Raw genomic sequence first — 18,113 nt, 5'->3', positions numbered from 1 at the left:
AGAAAGGGCGCGGAAGGCGCGGGGAATTCCGCCGGATAAAGCCCGTGGAATCCAACCCCATTCCGAGAGCGCGCCGGGAATCCCCGGCCCAACCGCGCGGGTGCACCGGCCCGAACACCCGCCGGACACCCAGCCCCGCCGCCGGGGCGCCCGCGTCGGAGGTTCGCGCAGCCGTCCCGGCTGGGCTGTCGCGTTCGACCCCACCGCGGGGAGGAGCGGGGCACACCGCAGGTCGCAGGGCATCTGTCGCGCCGACAGCCCGACCCACACGACAGGCCACGCGACAGCAGGAGACGCCCACCTTCGCAGCCCCGTGCGAATGCTGCGCGGACACCGCCCGCCTCGACCGCGCGCGGCCCCGCCGACGCGCGCGAGCACAACGGCCGGCGCCCCGATTCCCCGAGGCGCTCCCTGCGTCCTGCCCGCTTCCCTCCCACCCTTCTTCTTCCAGGCCGGGGCGGTCGTGGGGTGCTCTGAGGGGGATGTCAGCATCCCGACCACGCCCCGGTAGCGCGCTGATCAGCGGTGACAGAAGCGCCCGCCATCAGGCTGTGCAACATCCACCGCAACCTCTACCGCAACCCCTTGGCGCAACGTCTGCCGCAACACCCGGCGCAACAGCGCCGCTCGCCGCCGCCCCACTCCATCGCCCGGACGCTTCAGCGGCCGGGCAGCGCGGAGGCCCCGCCGACGCGCAACGAGCCTCCGGGGTGCCCGATCCCCCCGGCGCGCCGACCTCTGCCCCGCCCCGCCCCACTCCCCTTTCTTCCTGATCGTGGGCGGCTGAGGGAGGCTCCAGGGGGGATGTCAGACCCCCGACCACGCCCAAAACAGCGTGGTGACCAGCGGCAACGCGCAGCGCCCCGGAAGGCTCGCGCAAGAGATGTCGCAAGGGAAGCCGCAAGAGATCGTGCAAGAGATGCCGCAAGAGATGTTGCCGCCGGGCGGGGCGTGCGCGGCGGTCAGCCGCGGCGGGACCACCAGCGCCGCCGCTCGTCTTGCTCCTGGTGGTGATTGTGGCCGACGGCTTCCGTCTCGGGCCCGGCCGGGTCGTCGGGACGGCCGGGCCCGTGCAAATGCTGCGCGGACACCACCACGGCCGCTACTGGGGTCCGTAGGGTGGCGCGCATGCTGATTGCCAGCCTGAAGCCCAGAACGATGGGCGGTACGACGAACACGGGCCTGCTGGCCTATGCCCTGGCGCGGGCTGGCCACCCCGTGACCTGCTACGACGCTGACGAGTCGCTGCAACTGGCGGCGTGGGCGCGGGACGCTGGCGACTTCCCGTGCCAGGTGCACGAGGCGGACACCCCGGCGTTCGCCGAGGACGTCTACCCGGAGATGGACCACTCCCGGGTGAACCTGGTGGATGCCGGACACGCGGAGAACCACCCGGACGTCGTGGACTCGATACTGGAAGTCGTGGATCTTGTGATCCTGACGCTGTCGCCCACGCAGCCGGACTACGACCGGCTGGTCAAGCCCGAGCGGGGAACGGCGCTCGCCAAGGTGATCAAGCGGTCCGCAGCGCTGCGCGAGAGCGGGAAGCCGCCGGCGACGTACGTGCTGCTGAACCGCTGCCAGGCCGGGGCGGCCAGCCCGAAGAAGTACGCGGACCTGCTGACGAACGGCGGCGAGAAGGGCACCGACCCGCGCTGGACGGTCCTGTCCACCCAGATCCCGAGGCGGGAAGGCATCGCGTCGGCTGTCGGCTTCCCCTGCGACAAGCCCGAGCGGAAGAAGCCGTACGACGCGCTCGTCACCGAGCTGACCCGGCTCGGGCACCTGCCCGAGGCGAGGCGGTGAGCATGGCCTCCAACGACAAGGCACTCGGTCGCCGGGACCGGGCGCGCGCCTTCGTCCCCGAGCTGATCCCCGAGCCGCAGGATCTCGACCGCACGGGACCACTGGACGCGAAGGAACAGCAGCAGCTCGACCGGATCCATGCCGCCCGCGACCACCACCAGGCCGCGAAGTGGATGCGGGGCAAGGCCCTGGACGCCGCGTTCCGCCGGCGCCTGTACCGCGGCGAGGACGGGCAGCGCACCCGCCAGCAGTACCTGGACGACGAGTGGGACGGCATCAGCGAGTCCGCCGCCTACCGCGAGATCGGCGAGTGGCCGCTGGCCAAGGCGATCACCGACGCCTTGGAGCGCCCGGCCCCGGACTCCCACGTCCGCGCCCTGGTCGACGTTGCCGCCAAGCAGGGCCACGAGGCGGTTGCCCGCTGGTACGCCGAGCTGCGCCGCCACGGCCAGCAGGCCGGGCTCCGGGTCACCGCGGAGGTGGTGGCCAACCTCGCTGACTTCCTGCGGGAGGGAACCGAGCCGGAGCGCCTGGAGGCGCTGTTCGTGCCCCGCCAGCTCCCACCCGCCCGCAAGCCCGCCCCGGCCAAGCGCACCGGGCGCGGGGCCGGCGCACCGGTTACGGGCACGGTCGTCGCCCACGGCCAGGACCAGCCCGCCGGCTCATTCCCAAATTTGGGAATGAGCGCCGACGGTGACGGCACCGGCCCGGCCGGGGAGGCGGGGCGGTGGGTGCTGAGCCCGGAGCACGTGGCCCGGCTCAGCGCCTGGATCGCGGACGGGGCGGGCAAGGCGCAGATCAGTCCCGAGCGGGCGGCGGACCTTCTCGTGGAGGCGCTCACCGACGACACCTTCCAGCACTGGATCGCCGCCCGCGCCTGGACGTAGCGCAGCCGCGGCGTGTCCACCGCGCTGACCTGCCGTGGTCGGGTCTGTGGTCGGGGTCCTGGTGCTCGTGGTCGGGGGCGTGGTCGGGGGTCCAACGGCGAGCGGGGCGGCACCCGGTGGTGGGTGCCGCCCCGCTCGCCGTGTTCAGGCCGTGTCAGGCCCAGGTCTTGGGCTGGTAGGCGGTGGCCGGGTCGTAGCCGCCGGCCAGCAGCTCCTGCGCCTCCTTGCGGATGTCCCCGGCAACGGTCCGGCCGACGCCCACCGCGGCTTCGATCTGCTTCAGCTCCACGACGTCGACGTTGTCGGCGTTGCCTCCGGCAGCCACGATCATGCGGGCCACCTTGCGGGCCTTGAGCTGGCGCGGGCTCAGGTCGGCCCAGGCGTCGGCCGTGGCGGCCTCGGCCTCCAGGACCGCGATCCGGCGGCGCGCCTCGGCCGCCCGCAGCCGGTCCGCCTCCGCGTCAGCGGTCGCCCGCTGCGCCTCGGCATCCACCGCCAGCTTGCGGCGGCGCTGCTCCGCCGCCTCCGCCTCCAGGCGCTCCGCCTCCGCCTTCAGCCGCTTGGCTTCCGCGAGTTCCTCGGCTGCCTTCCGCGTCGCCTCGGCCTCCCGGCGGCGGGCCTCTGCCGCTTCCGCCGACTCCTCGGCCTGCTCCGCCGCCTGCGCCTTGCGCTCCGCCTGCTGCCGTGCCTGCTCCGCCAGTACCCGGGCGGTCTCCGCCTGCCCGGCTGCCTCGTGGGTGCGGACGCTCGCCAGGTGACCGGCGGCCACCTCGTCGGCCTTCCGGTTGAGCGCGGCGATCCGGGCGCGGCTGGCCTCCTCCGCCTCCCGCTCCGCCCGCAGCCGCTCGCGTTCCGCCTCCTCGCGCTGCTGCTCCGCCCGCAGCCGAGCGCGCTCCGCCTTCCGCGCCGCGCGCTCCGCCTCCTGCTGCTCCCGCTCCTCCTGCTGGCGCTCCCACTCCTCCGGCAGGGCCAGCGCCTGCTCGACGGTGAACCCGCGCGGGGCCATCGTCATGGGCAGCTTCTGGATGTCGGTGGCCGTCGACAGGTCGCCGCCGAGCTTCTGCTTCAGCATCGTGACGTAGCCGTGCAGGTCCTGCTCCCGCTTGACCATCTCCTCGTAGCTGGTGACCGACGCCAGCCGCATACGCCGGTACAGGCGCCCGGTGGTGATGGGGGCCAGGATCCAGCGGTGGGCCGGGATGCGGTCCGGGCGGGTCCGCTGAGCGCGTGTGGTGACGCGCAGCCAGTGCCGCAGCGCCCCGACCCCGAGGACGAACAGGAACGGCATCACGCCGTGCATCAGGGCCTTCATCGGCTCAGCGGCCAGGCCCTGCAGCACGCCCATGCCGCTGGGCAGGGCAGCTCCGGTGTTCAGCACGATCGTCACGGCGGTCATCAGGTGCGCGGACGGCAGCAGCGACCGCTTCGGGCGCCCGGCGCGGATCAGGACCAGGTCCATGGCCAGCAGGCCGATGATGGACACGTCGATGCCCACCGGGAACGCCCACGACAGCCAGCCGAACCCGCTCTCCCGGGCGAAGTCCTCCAGCGTCCGGTAGGAGACCGCGAACCCGATCAGGCCGACGATGGGCAGGGCCACACAGGCCACCGCGAGGAGGGCCTTGCCCACCCAGCGCGCCTCGGACTCGGACTCCTCGGCCGGGGCCTCAGCCTCCCCCTCGTCTCCCCCCAAGGCGTCCTTGCTCAGCCGCCCCCGGCCACCCAGTCCCCGCACGGGCGGAGCGGTCTCCGGTGCGACCGGAGCGGCCGGGCGTGCCGCCGGAACGGCACCGGCCGCGACCGGAGCGGTCTCGGCTGCGGGCGCCTCGCCCGGTCGGCTGTGTTCCTCCGTCACCGTCGTTCGCATCCCGGCAGTCTGCCCTCCGGTCACCGGTGCCGGAGCACCGCCCCGTGCGACCGGAGCCGCGCCCGGCGTGCCCGGAACGTCGGCGGCGGCCTCCGGAGCCGCGCGCGTGCGGTCAAGGTCGGGCGGGGCATCGAGGGAGCGGGGCTGCGTCTGCGGGTAGGTTGCCTGATGCGTCACGGGGACCTCCGTGTCGTGGGTCGGGACCGCTGATGCGGCGGTCGTGGCCGGCCGGGCCGGGAGCTCCGAACTCCCGGCCCGGGTCAGTCAGTGTTGAGCAGGTAGTAGGGGAAGGGCCGGTCCTCGATCCGGACGCCCATGCTCTTGATCCAGTACCAGTGGAACGGGAAGCGCGGGGCGCGCAGGGTCATCAGCGCCACGGCCCGGTGGTGTCCGTCCGCGACGTACACAGCGCCGTCGCGGTCCGAGACACCCAGGACGATCGGGACTCGCAGGCCCTGGCGGGGGATGGACTCCACCAGGCCGGCCACGATCTGCGCGTCCTTCTCCCGGCGTTCGAACCGTGCCCGGGCGTCAGCCCAACGCGTGTACTCCGTGGGGCGGATCGCGTCGTCGCGCAGCAGCGCGGTCGGCATCGAGCCCTGGTAGCGGCCCACCGCGCTCACCTGCCGTTCTTCGTCGTCGCGCCCGCCTTGCCCCACCACTTGGCGTGGTTGTGGTTGTGGGTGACGTAGGTGTCGCCGCCGCGCACGGCGCGGCGCCCGGTACCGGCGATGACGGCAGCGAGGCAGACCGCCCACAGCAGGCCGCTGCTGGTGATGGCCGCGAGCGGGGCCAGGACCTGGCCCAGGCCGTAGCCGACGCCGGCCGCCGCAGCCCCGGTGCCGATCCCGCCCGCGAGGACGAGCTGGGCGCGCGAGTCGATGAGGGGCTGCGGGGTCAGGTCCCGGGGCTGAGTGGCGGGCACGGCGGCGATCAGGGCATCGGCCTGCGAGCGCAGGACGGGCACCATGCGGCCGTAGGCGTCCGGCACGTACACCACCGGTTCGCTGCTGGTGCGTTCGGCGTACAGCTCCACGGGCCCGCTCAGCGGCGCGGCGAGGGGCACCTCGTAGGGCTGAGCGAGGGGCGCGGCCGGGGTGTACGGGCGGGGTTCAAGGGGGTGAGACACGGCTCGTGCTCCTCACGGTGAGTTACTGTCAGGCGGAAGTCAGAGGCGGGGATTTCTGACAGTCAGGGCCGTTGTCAGGGCCTGTCACGTGCAAAGTTCCGTGACTTCTCTTTAGGCCCCCGGCGGGCCTGACTGTCGGAAGTCAGGCCGCGCCGTGACTGTCAGGCCGTCACAATCGGTGACGGCTAGGCGGGCTGGAGCGGGGAGGTGAGGATCGTGTACTCGCCGTGCCCGTCGCGGCGGATGACGCCCATCTCCACGAGCCGCTTCAGCTCGCCCTGGAGCCAGGGGCGCTTGCGGCCGGCGGCCACGGTGGCGGGGATCAGGTCGGCGGGCTCGAACTCGAGGCGGCCCTGCTGCACGAAGCCGTCCAGCTCCACGCAGAGGATGTGGCGGGCCTCCTCGGTCGACGGCCGGTCGTGGGCCTCGAACTCGATGTCGGAGTCGGGGTCGACGTCGGGCACGTCGTCCTCCAGGCGGAGGTGGGCGTAGTCGGCGTCGGGCTCGGGGTCACCGGGGATGGCACCGAGGATCTCCTCGCGGGCCTCCTGGAGCTCCATGGCGGCGGCCTCCTCGATCTCGGACATGTCGGTGTCGTCCTCCAGGACGTAGGCGGAACGGACGGGGGCCTGGCCCGGAATCGCGGACAGCGCGGCCGGAGCGGCGATGGAAGCGACCGGAGCGGCGGCCTGCACGCCCGGAGTGGTGCGGTTGGTGCCCCGGTGGGAGCGCTGCGCGTACGCCTGGCCCAGGGCCTGCGCGGTGGTGTCGTCCAGCGGGTCACGGACGGCGGCGGCGGCCTGAACGAGCGCGGCGAGCACCTCGCGTTCGGTCAGGGCGGAGCGCACCTCCGTGGTCCACTGCTTCTCCGGGATGCCCATGCCGGTGGAGAACGCGTAGCCGGGCCGGTCGGAGCCCCACGCGGGGATCGCGCCGGCGGCGGTCACCTTGTCGGGGAGGCAGAACGAGGCGTCGCCCGGGTCGTCCACGCCGAAGCAGGCCGTGGCCTGGAGGTTGGCGCGCACGTCCGTGGACAGGTTCGTCCAGGTGGCGCGCTGGAGGCTGATCACCAGCCAGATGCCCACCGACCGGGCAGCGCGGGCAATCTTGTTCAGTTCCTCGAAGTCCGCCAGGTCGGCGGCCTCCTCCAGCCACACGCACACCGCGTTCAGCGACGAGGCGGGCGACCACTGGTCCAGGCCCTCATCCGCCAGGACGCTGCCGCGGGCCTTGATGGCGCCCGGGAGCGCCTTCAGCAGGCGCTTGGCCTCGGCCTCCTCGGTGATGAACCAGTCCAGGCCGTCCTTGATGTGCCCGACCGTCTGACGTCCCTTGGACACGTCCACCAGGAAGATGCTCATCTGGCGGCGGCACATCAGGTGGGTGAGCACGGTGCGGGCGAACTCGGACTTGCCCGCGCCGGTCACGCCCATCACCAGCAGGTGCTGGAGGATGTCCGCGTCGAACGGGTTGATCGCCCACACCTCCCCGTCGGCGTACAGGCCGACCGGGATCTCATCGGTGGGCAGCAGCCCGAGTGCGCGCGGCAGGGCGAACGGCACGCCGTCCTTGAGCAGGTCCGCCACCCGCAGCGACAGCGTGCCGCGGGCGCCGTTCTCCGGGTCCGGGGTGACGACCACGCCGGACGGCGGGACGTGCAGCGCCGCCGCCAGCTTGGCCGTGGTGGCCTGCACATCGGGAACGGTGCCGCCGGCCGTGACCTCCACGTCCGCCTTCACGGTGCCCTTGCCGGAGCCCTTGGCGTCCTTGACCTTGACTTTCTCCCAGCCGATCGCCTCAGCGAGCGCGCCCAGGCCGCCGCCTGTCTCCTCGGCGACGTCGCCGGAGGCGCCGTTGCGCAGGATCTGCCGCAGGTTCCATGACGCGGCGAACAGCCCGCCCGTGATCAGCCAGATGTCCAGCAGCGGGTGACCGAAGGGACCTGCGGCCGTCGCGCAGGTCAGCCAGCCCATCCCGGCCGCCACCGAGGCGGTGGCCTGCGTGCGGCGGAACTTGCCGAACTTGGTCGCGGCCGGGGTGGTCTTCCACGTCACCGCCGCCAGCGCCACGCCGCCGACCGCCAGGCCGGCCGACGCCAGCCCGGTGGACAGCGGGTCCGCGCCCCACATCGTGTTCGTCGCCCAACCGGCCAGCGGCGGCAGGGTCGCCGCGCCGATCCACGGCGGGGTGTAGGGCAGGGCCTTGCCGACCACATGGCCCACCAGGTGCCCGAAGAAGCCGCCCTTGCCGACCGGCACGATGTCCGTGGAGGTGTTCACCGGCGCCGCCGCGGCGGCCTGCGTGGTCTTCTTGCGGCCGGCCATCAGTCCACCTCGATCGTGAACTCACGGCCCTTGGGCTTGCCGTTGCGCCGCGCCTTGGCCTCCTGCTCGGGCTTGATGAAGTGCCGGTTCAGGGCGTGCGCCATCTTCAGCGCGCCCACACCCAGCGCCTTCGCCGCCTCCGCGGACACCTTCAGGTGGGCGGAGACCAGGCGGGCCTTGACCCGGCTGGAGGCGCCGAAGGTGTACCACTTGCCCTTGTAGGTGGACAGCACCCCGTTGATCTCCTCGGCGCGCATCCCGAGGATCAGGTGCAGCTCACGCCCGAGGTGGTTGATCGCCTTGCCCAGGGCCAGGATGTCGTTGCTACCGCGGATCTCGATCCGCTCCACCATGGCGATCAGCCGGTCGCCCTGGTGCCGGTCCGCACCGCCGCCGGCCGCACCCGCACCGCCGTTGCCGCCGCCGTTGTTGCCACGGCCGCCGCCGTTCAGGTTGACGTTGTAGGTGCGCTCCTTGTGGGTGTGCCGCGTCGGCCGCGAAGGGCCCGCCGCCTGCGGTCCGGGCTGAGCAGCAGCCTGCGGCGGAACGTGCGGCGGGTTCTGGGGGCGCGGCGGCGCCGACGCGAACGCGCCGTCGTTCTGCCAGTCGTAAGGCGTGGTCACAGTTCGTCCTCCACGATCGTCGTGCCGCCGAACCACAGCGGCTGGCGGATCTGAATCAGCTCGGTCTCGTCGTCGGTGTCGTCGCAGGCCGCCGCGGCCTGGTCGATCAGCTCGTGCGCCGCCATGAACTTCGCGGTGGCGAGCGCGGCGTACAGGTCGGTGGGGCCCAGCCGGGTCTTGGTGGCGAGGCGCAGCGCGAGCCGGGCCACCTGGGCGCCGCGCTCGATGGCGGCGACCGCGCGGTCCAGCAGCGCGATACGGGTCTGGCCGTACATGCGGGCGGTCCTTTCCGGGTCCGGGCTGTCCGGTCCCTCCGCCACCACCAGCCGGAGCGGCAGCTGGTGATGACGGAGAGCCGTCAGCCCTCGCACGCGCACCCGCATCCCTGGCCGGCGCACCGGCCGCAGTCCTGGCAGGAGTCGCACTGCTTGCAGTGCTCGCAGGCCCGCGGCACCGGCGGCCAGCACCGGCAATCCCGGGTCGGCGCCCACGGCTCCGAGCTGCCGAACAGGCCCATCTGCCCGAGCACCGGAGCCTCCGGCGCGGCCTTCGGAGCCCGGGGCTTCACCCGGCGCGCGCTCACCGGTCACCGTCCTGCTGAAGCACCCAGGTGACCGCAACCGCACCCAGACCCAGCACGACCGCCAGGTTCAGCACCAGGGTTTCGCCCGCGATCAGCGCGGCCACCTCGACCACGATCGCGGCCACGGCCACCAGGCGCAGCGCCCAGAAGATCACCGGGTTCACCGGGCACCTCCCGCCCTCACCAGGTGGTCCGAGGTGGTCCACACCGAGCCGACCGCGAACGGCTGGCCGTCCGCGCGCAGCACGTCCTTCACGATCACCGCGAACCTGGCCGACTGGCGCTTGAGCAGCCGCACCGCCTCCGCCGGGTCCGTCACCAGGGCGAGCACCTCGAACGCCCCGTCGCTGTTCTGGTAGATCGCGCCCACCGTGCGGGGCCCGACCTGCGCCATCACGTCGCTGGTCATCGGGCACCCCCGGCCTGCGCCAGGGTCTCGGCCAGCCGAGCCGCCGCCGCCTGCGCCGCCGCCAGGTCCGCCGCCGCACGCTGCCTCGCGGCCTCCAGCTCCGCCGCCGCCTGCTGCCTCGCCGCGTCGTCGCTCATGCCGCCGCCTCCAGCCACGACGCCAGCCGGGCCACGGCCGCCGCGTCGCTGTAGTCGGTGGACTCCTCGCGGCGCACCCGGGCCAGCGCGTAGTGGGCGTACACCCGGCGCCGCGCCATCACCGCGAGGAACCCGCGCGGGTTCTCCACGCTCTGGCCGGACAGCAGGTGCTGCCACACCGACAGCCACACGTCCTGGGCGACGTCCTCCGCCAGGGACCGGTCCTGCATCTTCAGCGTCCGCGCCGCCACGGCCACGACCAGGCCGTGGTACTCGGCCGCCCACGCCGCCAGCACCTGGCGCAGCGCGGCGTCCTCCGGCCGACTGAACCGTCCCGCGACACCCACCCGGTAGGGGTGCGGGCCACGCGGACGCTGCGGCAACGGCTCCTTCGTCTTGCTGTGCTCATCAGCGCGCGGGGCCACCTGCGCTAACGGCATCCGTTCTGCCACGATCGACACGTTGGATCTCCCTCTTATCCAGGGGTTCCGACAGCGGGACCGGTGCGCTAACACCGGTCCCGCCGCCCGGTCTGGTGCGCTAACACCAGGCCGGGCACCTGCGTTTATGCAGGTCGGGCAGCGCCCGTGGCCTCAACTGACCTCATCGCCAGTTAATGCCTAGGCGTTATTGAGAATGCACGCCCGACGGCGTACTGTCAATAACGACTAGGCGATAAGGTGGCTTCAGACGTGAGCCACGCCACGACAGAGAGAGGAGGTGTCGGATCATGAGCAGTTCCGGCGGCATCGCCGCTGACCTGCGGCGGCGCATCAACACCGGGGAGTTCCCCCCGGGCAGCAAGCTGCCGACGAACGCGGACCTGATGGCAGAGCACGGCGTGTCCAAGGCGACCGTCACCAAAGCCATCAGCGAACTGGTCGACGAGGGCCTGGTGTTCACCGCCAAGAAGGGCGGCACTCGTGTGCGGCATCGCGCGCAGGTGCAACTGCCGCTGAGCCGCTACACCCGCGCCCTCACTCCCGGCGGAACACGCGGCCCTTGGGAGACAGCCACCGCTGAGGCGGGCGTGGACGGCTTCATGCAGCTGATCCACGTAGAAACCGTGGAGGCCCCGGAGGATCTGGCGGCACTGCTCGAACTCGCACCCGGAGAGAGCCTGATCTACCGGTTGCGCCACGCGATCATCCGCCCGGACGACCTCGTGCAGCTCCAGCACGCCTGGTATCCACGCGACATCGCGGAGTCCGCCGGCATCGACACGGCGGAGAAGATCGAGGGCGGTATCTACCGCAAGCTCGCGGAGGCTGGGCACCGCAGAGCCACAGCAAGCGAAACCGTCGCCGTGCGGATGCCTACTGCTGACGAAGCCACGTTGCTGCGCGTCGGTGGGCGAGTCTCCGTCATCACGGTGGAGCGCGTCACCAAGGACGCGAACGGCCGGCCTATCGAAGTCCTGCGGGCCATCGCTGCCGCCGACCGGCTGAAGTTCACGTACGACGACCTGCCCCTGCTACCACCGGCATCGGAGACATGACCATGGCTGACCGAAATGACGGATCGCAGGAATCTGTGACCGCAGCAGAAAGCGCCTTCGACTCCGCCGTCAAAGAAATGCACCGACAGGAAGTCGCCATGCAACTGCGGTCACGCAAAGGGCTGCATTACGCGTCCATCGGAGATGACCGTGACGGCCCCAATTTGGTGACGTACAACGGCGAAATTCTCGGCGAGACGTACACAACATCGCCCGGAATGGCACGCGACTGGTACGCGGTACCCCTCGACGGAAAAGAACGAGGCCCATTTGTCACCGCACGCGCAGCAGCCGCAAGCCTCAAAAAGACCGAGGGCGTTCGATAAACGCAGGCCTCGCCGAAGCGGGGCCCGCACGTCCTCCGTCCTCTGTCCACAGGCGGGCGGGGGCAGGATGGGCCTCGCAACGCAACAGGCCCCGCCAGACGGCGGGGCCCGAACGTCCGCCGCCCGGGTTCGCGGCCCGGCGGCGGAGAAGCACTCTCACCTGATCAATGAGGAGGTGCGCTCCCTTGAGCGTACGATGCACGGCCCGCACAGCACCACATGGACAGGCTCTTGCCCTGGTCAGGCCCGGGGTGGCCTGATGACCGACTTCAGCGGTTCGCTGTTCCAGCGGGCCCAGGAAGCGCCCGACGACGTGGTGATCACGCGCGGGGTCGCTGAGACGCAGGGGTTGCAGCCGGAGGACCTGGGCGCGCTCGTCTACCTGCTGCTCCTGGAGCCGGGGGTGATGGCGTCGGGGCGGGACTGCGTGGCGGGCATGCGCAGCTTGGGCTGGAAGATGAGCGATGAGCGCTTCGCGAAGATCTCGAAGCGCCTCACGGACGCTGGCCACCTGCGGCGGGTGTCCGTCTACAACCCGGACACGAGCCGTCCTCAGTGGTGCTACTCCGCGTACCGCAACCCGGCCAACAACCCCGAGTACGTCTCGGAGGGTGCTGACGCGTTGTCGCAGGTCAGCGACGAAAACCGCAAAAAGCGGAGTCCGGACCCGGAGGCGTCGAGCGAACACCGCGAAAAGCGGGTTTCGCCTGGTCAGAGCCGGAAACCGCAAAAAGCGGAGTTCGGAGGGAACACCGCAAAAAGCGGTGTTCCCTCGGAGGGTGTTTCCGCAGGTCAGAGCCGAAACCCGGAAAAAGCCGGTTTCCCTTCGCCCCCCCCACACCCCCCGGAGGAGGAGGATTCCTCCTCCTCCCCCACCCTCCTCCGTGACCCCAGCGGATCGCTCCCGTCACAGCGGGAGGAGGAGGCGGGCGACTTCACCCAGGAGGAGACCGCTGCGGCTGAGCGCTTCTTGCAGCAGATGAAGCGCTGGCAGGCGGGTGCCGCCACCGCGCGGAAGTGCGCGCCGCGGCTGCTGCGGGCGATGCGGGCGCAGGGCTGGCCGGCGCTGCCCGGGCTGGACGAGGCGCACCTGGCGCTGCTGGAGGCGGAGGTGCTGAAGAACACCCGCGGCGCGGTGTCGTGGACGAAGTGCCTGCCGGGCTGGGTCGACGACCTGCGCCTGTATGACCAGGTCCGGCAGCGGTCGGCGCAGGGTGCCGGTGACCGTGAGCCGTGCCCGGTCCATCCGGCCCGCTACCGGAAGGGCTGCCTGGACTGCGCGATGACCGTGCCTGCCTGACAAACCGCTGTGGGCCGCTCCCATGCCGGGGAGCGGCCCACGAATCCCCTGAACGCTTGACCGAACAGGAGACCTCCAGTGTCCACCAGCATCCCTGCCCAGCACCATGACGCCCCCGGCAACGACCGCGAACGCGACGGCGGGCAGTCCGCCGCCTTCACCCGCGTGCCGCCGCAGGATCTCGACGCCGAGCAGGCCGTCATCGGGTCGTTGCTGCTGTCCGGCACCCCGGCCAGCGCCACGTTCCGGTTCTTCACCGAGATCCTGGACACCGGCATCGTCGCGGAGGAGTACTACCGGCCCGCGCACCAGACGATCCACCGCGCGATCTGCGGCCTGCGCACGGCCGGCGAGCCGGTGGACCCGATCACCGTCGCCCGTGAGCTGACCCAACGCGGTGAGCTGACCCGCGTGGGCGGCGCCTCGTACCTGCACACGTGCACGCAGGCCGTGCCCACCGCCGCGAACGGCTCGCAGTACGCCGAGATCGTCCGGGCCAAGGCGTACCGGCGCGCGGTCATCGGCTCGGCGCAGCGCATCCTCGAGTACGCCTACAGCGAGAGGGGCGACGAGGACGAAGTCCGCGACCTGGTCGAGCAGCAGCTCACCGAGATCATCGCGGGCACCCCGGGCCTGCACGAAGCGCCGCCCGAGGTCGGCGACTTGTACCTCGACTGGGTCGCGGACCTGGAGGACATCCAGGACGGCAAGAAGCTCGGGCTGACGTACGGGTTCGCCGACCTCGACACGATCACGTCGGGGATGCGGCCGGGCAACGTGACCGTCGTGGCCGCGCAGTCCGGCGTGGGCAAGTCCACGTTCGCGCTCAACGCCGCCGTGGCCGCCGCCAAGACGGGCGCCAGGGTGATGTTCTCCTCGCTGGAGATGAGCAGCACCGAGCTGATGCAGAAGATCGCCGCCGCTGAGGGGAAGATCGCCCTGCACCATCTGACGCATCAGGGCGGCCTCACGGCGGAGGGCTGGGAGACCGTCCGGCGTCTGGGTCCGGAGCTGTTCCAGTCGCTGCCGCTGCGGGTCTACCGGCCCGACGGCGCGTCGCTGGGGGACATCGCTTCGGCGGCGCGGGCCTGCGCCCGCGGCGACGGCCTGGAGCTCCTGGTCGTGGACTACCTCCAGCTGGTCGAGGTGGAGCAGTCCCGCAACATCACCCGCGAGCAGGCCGTGGCGTCCGTGTCCCGGGGCCTGAAGAACCTGTCCGTCCAGCTCGACTGCCACGTCATCGCGCTGTCGCAGCTCAACGACGACGGCATGATGCGCGAGTCCCGGGCGATCAAGAACGACGCATCCGTCGTCCTCAAGGTCGAGCGGCCGGACGCTGACGAGCCGGAATCGCCGCGCGCCGGAGAGGTCGACCTGGTCATCGAGAAGAACAGGTTCGGGCCGACAGCCCGTGTGACCGTGGCCGCGCAGCTCCACTACTCGCGGTTCGTGGACATGGCCCGCACCTGAACGACCGCCGGGAAGGCGGCTGTACGCCGCTGTGAGCGCCGTTCGTGTCGCTGCCGACCCATCCGGTGTCCGGCCGTGAGAATGGCGCTCACAGCGGCGTCTGCGGATCTTGGCGAGGGGAGGCCCGACCATGCCGGTCAACGGCGGCCCCTGCCCCGGCGAGTTCCGCCCCCACGAAGAGCCGTGCGAGCTGTACGACTACCTGGCCCTGGCCGACGACGAGAAACGTTGCTGCGCCCGGCATCACCCCGACGCCCGGCGCCACGATCCCAACGCCGCTCGGCCGCCCTGGCCTTGGTAGCCCCGCCAGCACGGCTGTGCGTCGATCTCCCGCGATTCCGCCCCGCCCCGGGTTCCCTTGGGTGGGGCGGGGCTTGTTCGGCCGTCAAAGCGCCGTACAGCGCCTCTGGTTGGCGGTCTGGCCCGCGCCCCGGTCTTCGGGCGGCGTCACGCTGCCCCGGCGCTTGCTTGTCGCGCACCCGGCCTGACGTGGGCGTTCACGCGTTCTTGCCGGGTTGGGCGAGCGTGACAGCCGGAGCGTGACACCGGTCGCGCGGCCCTGTGAGGTATGAGGCTCACAGGCCGTTTCGCCAGGTGGGCGCGCCCCTGGCTGTGAGCTGTGAGGCTTTGAGGTCCGATCGGCCGCTGATCGGCCGCTGATTGGTCCTGATTGGTCCTGATTGGCTGCTGACGGCCGATCAGGACCAATGGCCGGCCGATGGCGGGACCGATGCTGACCTGCGCGGGCCAATCGATCCGATCAGCCGCCGCACCCCCCCGGATCGGGGCCGTACGGCGGTGTTTTGGCCCCAGACCCCGGGTTCGAGCCGATCGGCCTGTCTGGCCCGTCGGCGCTGGTGGTGTCCTGTCGGTCGTCGTGGCCCCGACGTGTCCGCGCGAACTCGTGCGCCAGGACGTCGGCCCCGTGGCGTACAGGCCGGGCAGGGTGCCGGACAGGTCGCCGCCAGGACGCCGGACAGGCCGGTGCTGGCGCGCCGTTGGACGCCTCGCGGGCGCGAAAGGCGTGCACACGTGCACGAGCACACGCGTGCACACGAGACGGGACGGCAGCACGGGAAGCCGCCGACGTCTCCCGGGAGGCCGGCCAACGCGTGCCGCGCGTGCCGCGTGTCGGGCGTGCCGCGGTTTCACGCCCGCGCGGTCCGCGCGTATGTGCGCGTGCCCGTACGGGTCGGCTCCGCTGAGCCGTCACAGCCGCCGTGTCACAGCCTCTGTCACAGCCCGGCGGTCCCGGGGCCGGTCCCGAGGGTGCGGCGTCCGGCGACCCGGCGTGCGGGCCCCGGATCGGTGGCGGCCGGGGCGGCGGGGATGCGTTCGGCGGCGAGCTGGGCGCGCGGCACGGGCGGCAGGTCGGTGTCTCGGATGCGGGACAGGTCGGCGCGGACGGGTCCGGTGCCCAGCGGGCGGCGGTCGGTCATCGCCCGATTCTCGCCGCGCCGCGAAGTTCATCATCACCGCCACGGCCCGGAGCTTCGGCGGGCCCCAAGACGCGCGCGTGACGCGCGCGTGCGAGTCGGTGAACTCCGCCAGGAGCGCGCCGGGCAGCAGCTCGTGCTCCTGGCCGTCGTCGGCGTGCCGGCGGGGCGCAGCATTCGCACGGCCCGCCGGGCGGTTACGGGTTACCGGTTACAGGTCCGGAAGGGACCGCACCTGAGCGCCCTGAGCAGCGCGAACCGGCGCCCTCACCGGCCTGTAACCGGTAACCCGTAACCGCCCCCGGTGCGCTGGGCAGCTGCTCGTGCTCCTGGCCGTCGTCCTCGCGGCCGGTGCGGCGCAGCATTTGCACGGCCCGGTGCGCCCGGGGTCGACAAGGGGTCCGGGCAAGCCGCACCGGTCCCCTGCGGTCTCCCCTATCGGTTCCCCTGTGATCCCCCTGCGGTGCCCGAAGCTTGCCCGGCCCGTGTTTACGCAGATCACCACGGGGTTCCGGGCCCCGGGCAAGCCTCGACACCCCTCTGTCCTGCATGATCAGGCAGGACAGAGGGGTGTCCCGATGGGAGGGGGCGCCGGGAGGGGAGGGCCGGTCGGGTGGGCGGTTCGAAGCTGCGCCGGTACGGGTCGACGGGACGGACGCGCACGATGTGCCTGGCCGCGCTCGGCGTGGTCAAGGTCGCGACGCCGGACCAGATACGCAGGCTGATGTGCCCCGGCACGAAGGACGCGGCGACCGTGCGCGGCGGGCTGAAGGACCTGGAAGCCGAGAAGCTCGTCATCTCGCCGGGCAGCGCGGTGCGCGTCAACGACGACGGCGTCCGGATCACCGAGAAGCTGTGGACGCTGACCACGGCCGGGCTGGACGCGGCGGCCGTGGTCCTCGACCGCCCGGAGCGCGAGATGGGCGGCACCGCGAAGGCTGCGGCAGCCTCCGGCGCGAAGCACGCCCGCGCGGTGACCGACGTCCTGGACGCGTTCCTGCAGACCCCGCCCGAGCCGACGCAGCCCGTCGCCCGCAAGCACCAGTTCGCCCCCGCCGCGCCGTACGAGCCGGCCGCGCGGCCGGAGGGACTGGGACCGCTCACAGCCTGGTCCACGGAGGCGGTGCTGCCGGTCGGCGGCACCTTCCTGTCCCCGGCCCGCGGTTCGCTGCGCGCCGACATGGTGTTCGCCTCGCCCGGCCACGAGATCGTGCCGCTGCTGTTCGTGGAGGTCGACAACGGCACCGAGGGCCCGCCGATCGTCGCGGACAAGATCGAGCGCTACCGCCGGTTCTTCGCCCGCCGCGTCAGCCTGAACGGGCGGGAAGTACCGCTGTGGCGGACTGTGTGGCCGGCCTCGCCGCGCGACGGCTACCCGCCGGTGGCGCTGGTCTTCACGAAGAACGTTGGGAAGACCGCCATGCAGGCCCGCATGAGCGAGGTCGGGCAGCTCGCCCGCGAGCACTGGCGCGGCGAGTGGAACGGCGACGGCTACGCACCCGAGGGGCAGAAGCCGGACGGCTACCGCGACTACGACGGCAAGGTGCCGCTGCTGGCCACCACCTTGAAGCTGCTCGCCGCGCACGGCCCGCACGGCCCGGTGTGGTGGCGCTACGGCCATACGTCCTGGCAGAGCCTTGGCGATGCGCTCGACAACCCCGACGACTTCCGCGCCTACTCGGTGCGCGCGGAGGCCCGCCGCAAGGCGCAGGAAGCCGCCCTCGAGCGCGCCCGCCGGGAGCAGGAAGCAGAGCGCGCCCGCCTGGAGGCGGGCAAGTGGGTGTGCCCGACCTGCCAGCGGTACGTGTACCCGGGCGACGGGCTGACGTCCGGCGGCGAGTGCCGCCCCTGCCTGAACCGCCGCGAGCGCGCCGCCGCCGAAGCCGCCCAGGAGCAGCCGGACCAGCCGCCGACCGGCGGCGGCATCTTCGGCCGGCGCCGCCGCACCTGACCGCGCGCCCTGCGATCCGCAGGCAACCACCCCTTGACCATTCGCCATCTCCCAGGCGACCACCCCTTGACCATTCGCGATCTCCCAGGCAAGTCGCCCCTTGTCGACCCCCGGCGCGCTGACGGAACGCAGCGGCGAGGCGAGGCGAGGCGAGGCGCGCCGGCCACCCCTTCAGCCCTTCTGCGGAGCAGTCCGGGCGGGTGGCCCGGGGCAGTTCGCTCGCCTCGCCTCGCCTAGCGCGGCCTGGCGGCTCGGTGCTGTGCCCGACACCTGTGTCCGCGCCTGCCAACGGCCGGGGTTTTTGGAATGGGGTTGGATTCCACGGGCTTTATCCGGCGGAATTCCCCGCGCCTTCCGCGCCCTTTCT

19 protein-coding genes are annotated in these 18,113 nt (G+C 72.2%); 8 read left to right on the top strand and 11 right to left on the bottom strand.

Features of this window, described 5'->3' with window-relative positions:
- Positions 1–1,128 precede the first annotated feature (1,128 nt).
- Positions 1,129–1,806, top strand: coding sequence for a ParA family protein (locus AC5WS8_RS37640; protein WP_496107992.1), 678 nt, complete (start codon positions 1,129–1,131; stop codon positions 1,804–1,806).
- A 2-nt stretch (positions 1,807–1,808) separates the two neighbouring features.
- Complete coding sequence (locus AC5WS8_RS37635; RefSeq protein ID WP_496107991.1) at positions 1,809–2,693, top strand: hypothetical protein; 885 nt, start codon at positions 1,809–1,811, stop codon at positions 2,691–2,693.
- Positions 2,694–2,847: 154 nt separating this feature from the next.
- On the opposite strand, the gene AC5WS8_RS37630 is transcribed toward AC5WS8_RS37635, so the two are convergent.
- The 10 genes from AC5WS8_RS37630 to AC5WS8_RS37585 all read right to left on the bottom strand — a co-directional run bounded on the left by AC5WS8_RS37630 (position 2,848) and on the right by AC5WS8_RS37585 (position 10,226).
- Positions 2,848–4,737 carry a DUF2637 domain-containing protein gene (locus tag AC5WS8_RS37630; protein ID WP_496107990.1) on the bottom strand — a complete coding sequence of 630 codons (1,890 nt, stop codon included), beginning with the start codon at positions 4,735–4,737 and terminating at the stop codon, positions 2,848–2,850.
- Positions 4,738–4,820: 83 nt separating this feature from the next.
- The gene (locus AC5WS8_RS37625; protein WP_496107989.1) at positions 4,821–5,183 is read right to left on the bottom strand and encodes a hypothetical protein; all 363 of its coding nucleotides are present in this window, start codon (positions 5,181–5,183) and stop codon (positions 4,821–4,823) included.
- Positions 5,180–5,689, bottom strand: a complete 510-nt coding sequence (locus AC5WS8_RS37620; protein ID WP_496107988.1) for a hypothetical protein — start codon at positions 5,687–5,689, stop codon at positions 5,180–5,182. Before AC5WS8_RS37620 ends, AC5WS8_RS37625 begins: the two co-directional genes overlap by 4 nt.
- A 185-nt stretch (positions 5,690–5,874) precedes the next feature.
- Positions 5,875–8,013 carry a hypothetical protein gene (locus tag AC5WS8_RS37615; protein WP_496107987.1) on the bottom strand — a complete coding sequence of 713 codons (2,139 nt, stop codon included), beginning with the start codon at positions 8,011–8,013 and terminating at the stop codon, positions 5,875–5,877.
- The gene (locus AC5WS8_RS37610) at positions 8,013–8,636 is read right to left on the bottom strand and encodes a hypothetical protein (RefSeq protein WP_496107986.1); all 624 of its coding nucleotides are present in this window, start codon (positions 8,634–8,636) and stop codon (positions 8,013–8,015) included. The genes AC5WS8_RS37615 and AC5WS8_RS37610 overlap by 1 nt, the downstream gene beginning before the upstream one ends.
- Positions 8,633–8,911 carry a hypothetical protein gene (locus AC5WS8_RS37605; RefSeq protein ID WP_496107985.1) on the bottom strand — a complete coding sequence of 93 codons (279 nt, stop codon included), beginning with the start codon at positions 8,909–8,911 and terminating at the stop codon, positions 8,633–8,635. The genes AC5WS8_RS37610 and AC5WS8_RS37605 overlap by 4 nt, the downstream gene beginning before the upstream one ends.
- Before the next feature lie 304 nt (positions 8,912–9,215).
- Positions 9,216–9,383: a hypothetical protein gene (locus AC5WS8_RS37600; RefSeq protein WP_496107984.1), complete on the bottom strand. Its 168-nt coding sequence runs from the start codon at positions 9,381–9,383 to the stop codon at positions 9,216–9,218.
- Positions 9,380–9,628, bottom strand: coding sequence for a hypothetical protein (locus AC5WS8_RS37595; protein WP_496107983.1), 249 nt, complete (start codon positions 9,626–9,628; stop codon positions 9,380–9,382). Before AC5WS8_RS37595 ends, AC5WS8_RS37600 begins: the two co-directional genes overlap by 4 nt.
- Entirely contained in the window at positions 9,625–9,765 is a 141-nt protein-coding gene (locus AC5WS8_RS37590; protein ID WP_496107982.1) for a hypothetical protein, read from the bottom strand. The genes AC5WS8_RS37595 and AC5WS8_RS37590 overlap by 4 nt, the downstream gene beginning before the upstream one ends.
- On the bottom strand, positions 9,762–10,226 hold the full coding sequence (locus AC5WS8_RS37585) for an RNA polymerase sigma factor (RefSeq protein WP_496107981.1): 465 nt from the start codon (positions 10,224–10,226) through the stop codon (positions 9,762–9,764). Before AC5WS8_RS37585 ends, AC5WS8_RS37590 begins: the two co-directional genes overlap by 4 nt.
- 269 nt (positions 10,227–10,495) lie before the next feature.
- On the opposite strand from AC5WS8_RS37585, the gene AC5WS8_RS37580 reads away from it, so the two are divergent.
- The 5 genes from AC5WS8_RS37580 (at position 10,496) to AC5WS8_RS37560 (ending at position 14,660) form a co-directional block, all read left to right on the top strand.
- Positions 10,496–11,263 (top strand): GntR family transcriptional regulator, encoded by a 768-nt coding sequence (locus AC5WS8_RS37580; RefSeq protein ID WP_496107980.1) that lies wholly within the window; start codon positions 10,496–10,498, stop codon positions 11,261–11,263.
- Positions 11,260–11,589 (top strand): hypothetical protein, encoded by a 330-nt coding sequence (locus tag AC5WS8_RS37575; protein WP_496107979.1) that lies wholly within the window; start codon positions 11,260–11,262, stop codon positions 11,587–11,589. Before AC5WS8_RS37580 ends, AC5WS8_RS37575 begins: the two co-directional genes overlap by 4 nt.
- 259 nt (positions 11,590–11,848) lie before the next feature.
- Complete coding sequence (locus AC5WS8_RS37570) at positions 11,849–12,889, top strand: hypothetical protein (protein WP_496107978.1); 1,041 nt, start codon at positions 11,849–11,851, stop codon at positions 12,887–12,889.
- Between the two features lie 78 nt (positions 12,890–12,967).
- Entirely contained in the window at positions 12,968–14,359 is a 1,392-nt protein-coding gene (locus AC5WS8_RS37565) for a replicative DNA helicase (protein ID WP_496107977.1), read from the top strand.
- Positions 14,360–14,489: 130 nt separating this feature from the next.
- Complete coding sequence (locus AC5WS8_RS37560; RefSeq protein ID WP_496107976.1) at positions 14,490–14,660, top strand: hypothetical protein; 171 nt, start codon at positions 14,490–14,492, stop codon at positions 14,658–14,660.
- Between the two features lie 934 nt (positions 14,661–15,594).
- On the opposite strand, the gene AC5WS8_RS37555 is transcribed toward AC5WS8_RS37560, so the two are convergent.
- On the bottom strand, positions 15,595–15,798 hold the full coding sequence (locus AC5WS8_RS37555; protein WP_496107975.1) for a hypothetical protein: 204 nt from the start codon (positions 15,796–15,798) through the stop codon (positions 15,595–15,597).
- 610 nt (positions 15,799–16,408) lie between these two features.
- Between AC5WS8_RS37555 and AC5WS8_RS37550 the strand changes: the two genes are divergently transcribed.
- Positions 16,409–17,746, top strand: coding sequence for a replication-relaxation family protein (locus AC5WS8_RS37550; protein WP_496107974.1), 1,338 nt, complete (start codon positions 16,409–16,411; stop codon positions 17,744–17,746).
- The last annotated feature ends 367 nt before the right edge of the window (positions 17,747–18,113 follow it).

This window comes from Streptomyces sp. PTL18, from assembly GCF_059510295.1.
The sequence above is the reverse complement of the archived record's forward strand: the minus strand, read 5'-3'. Positions and strand labels throughout refer to the sequence as shown.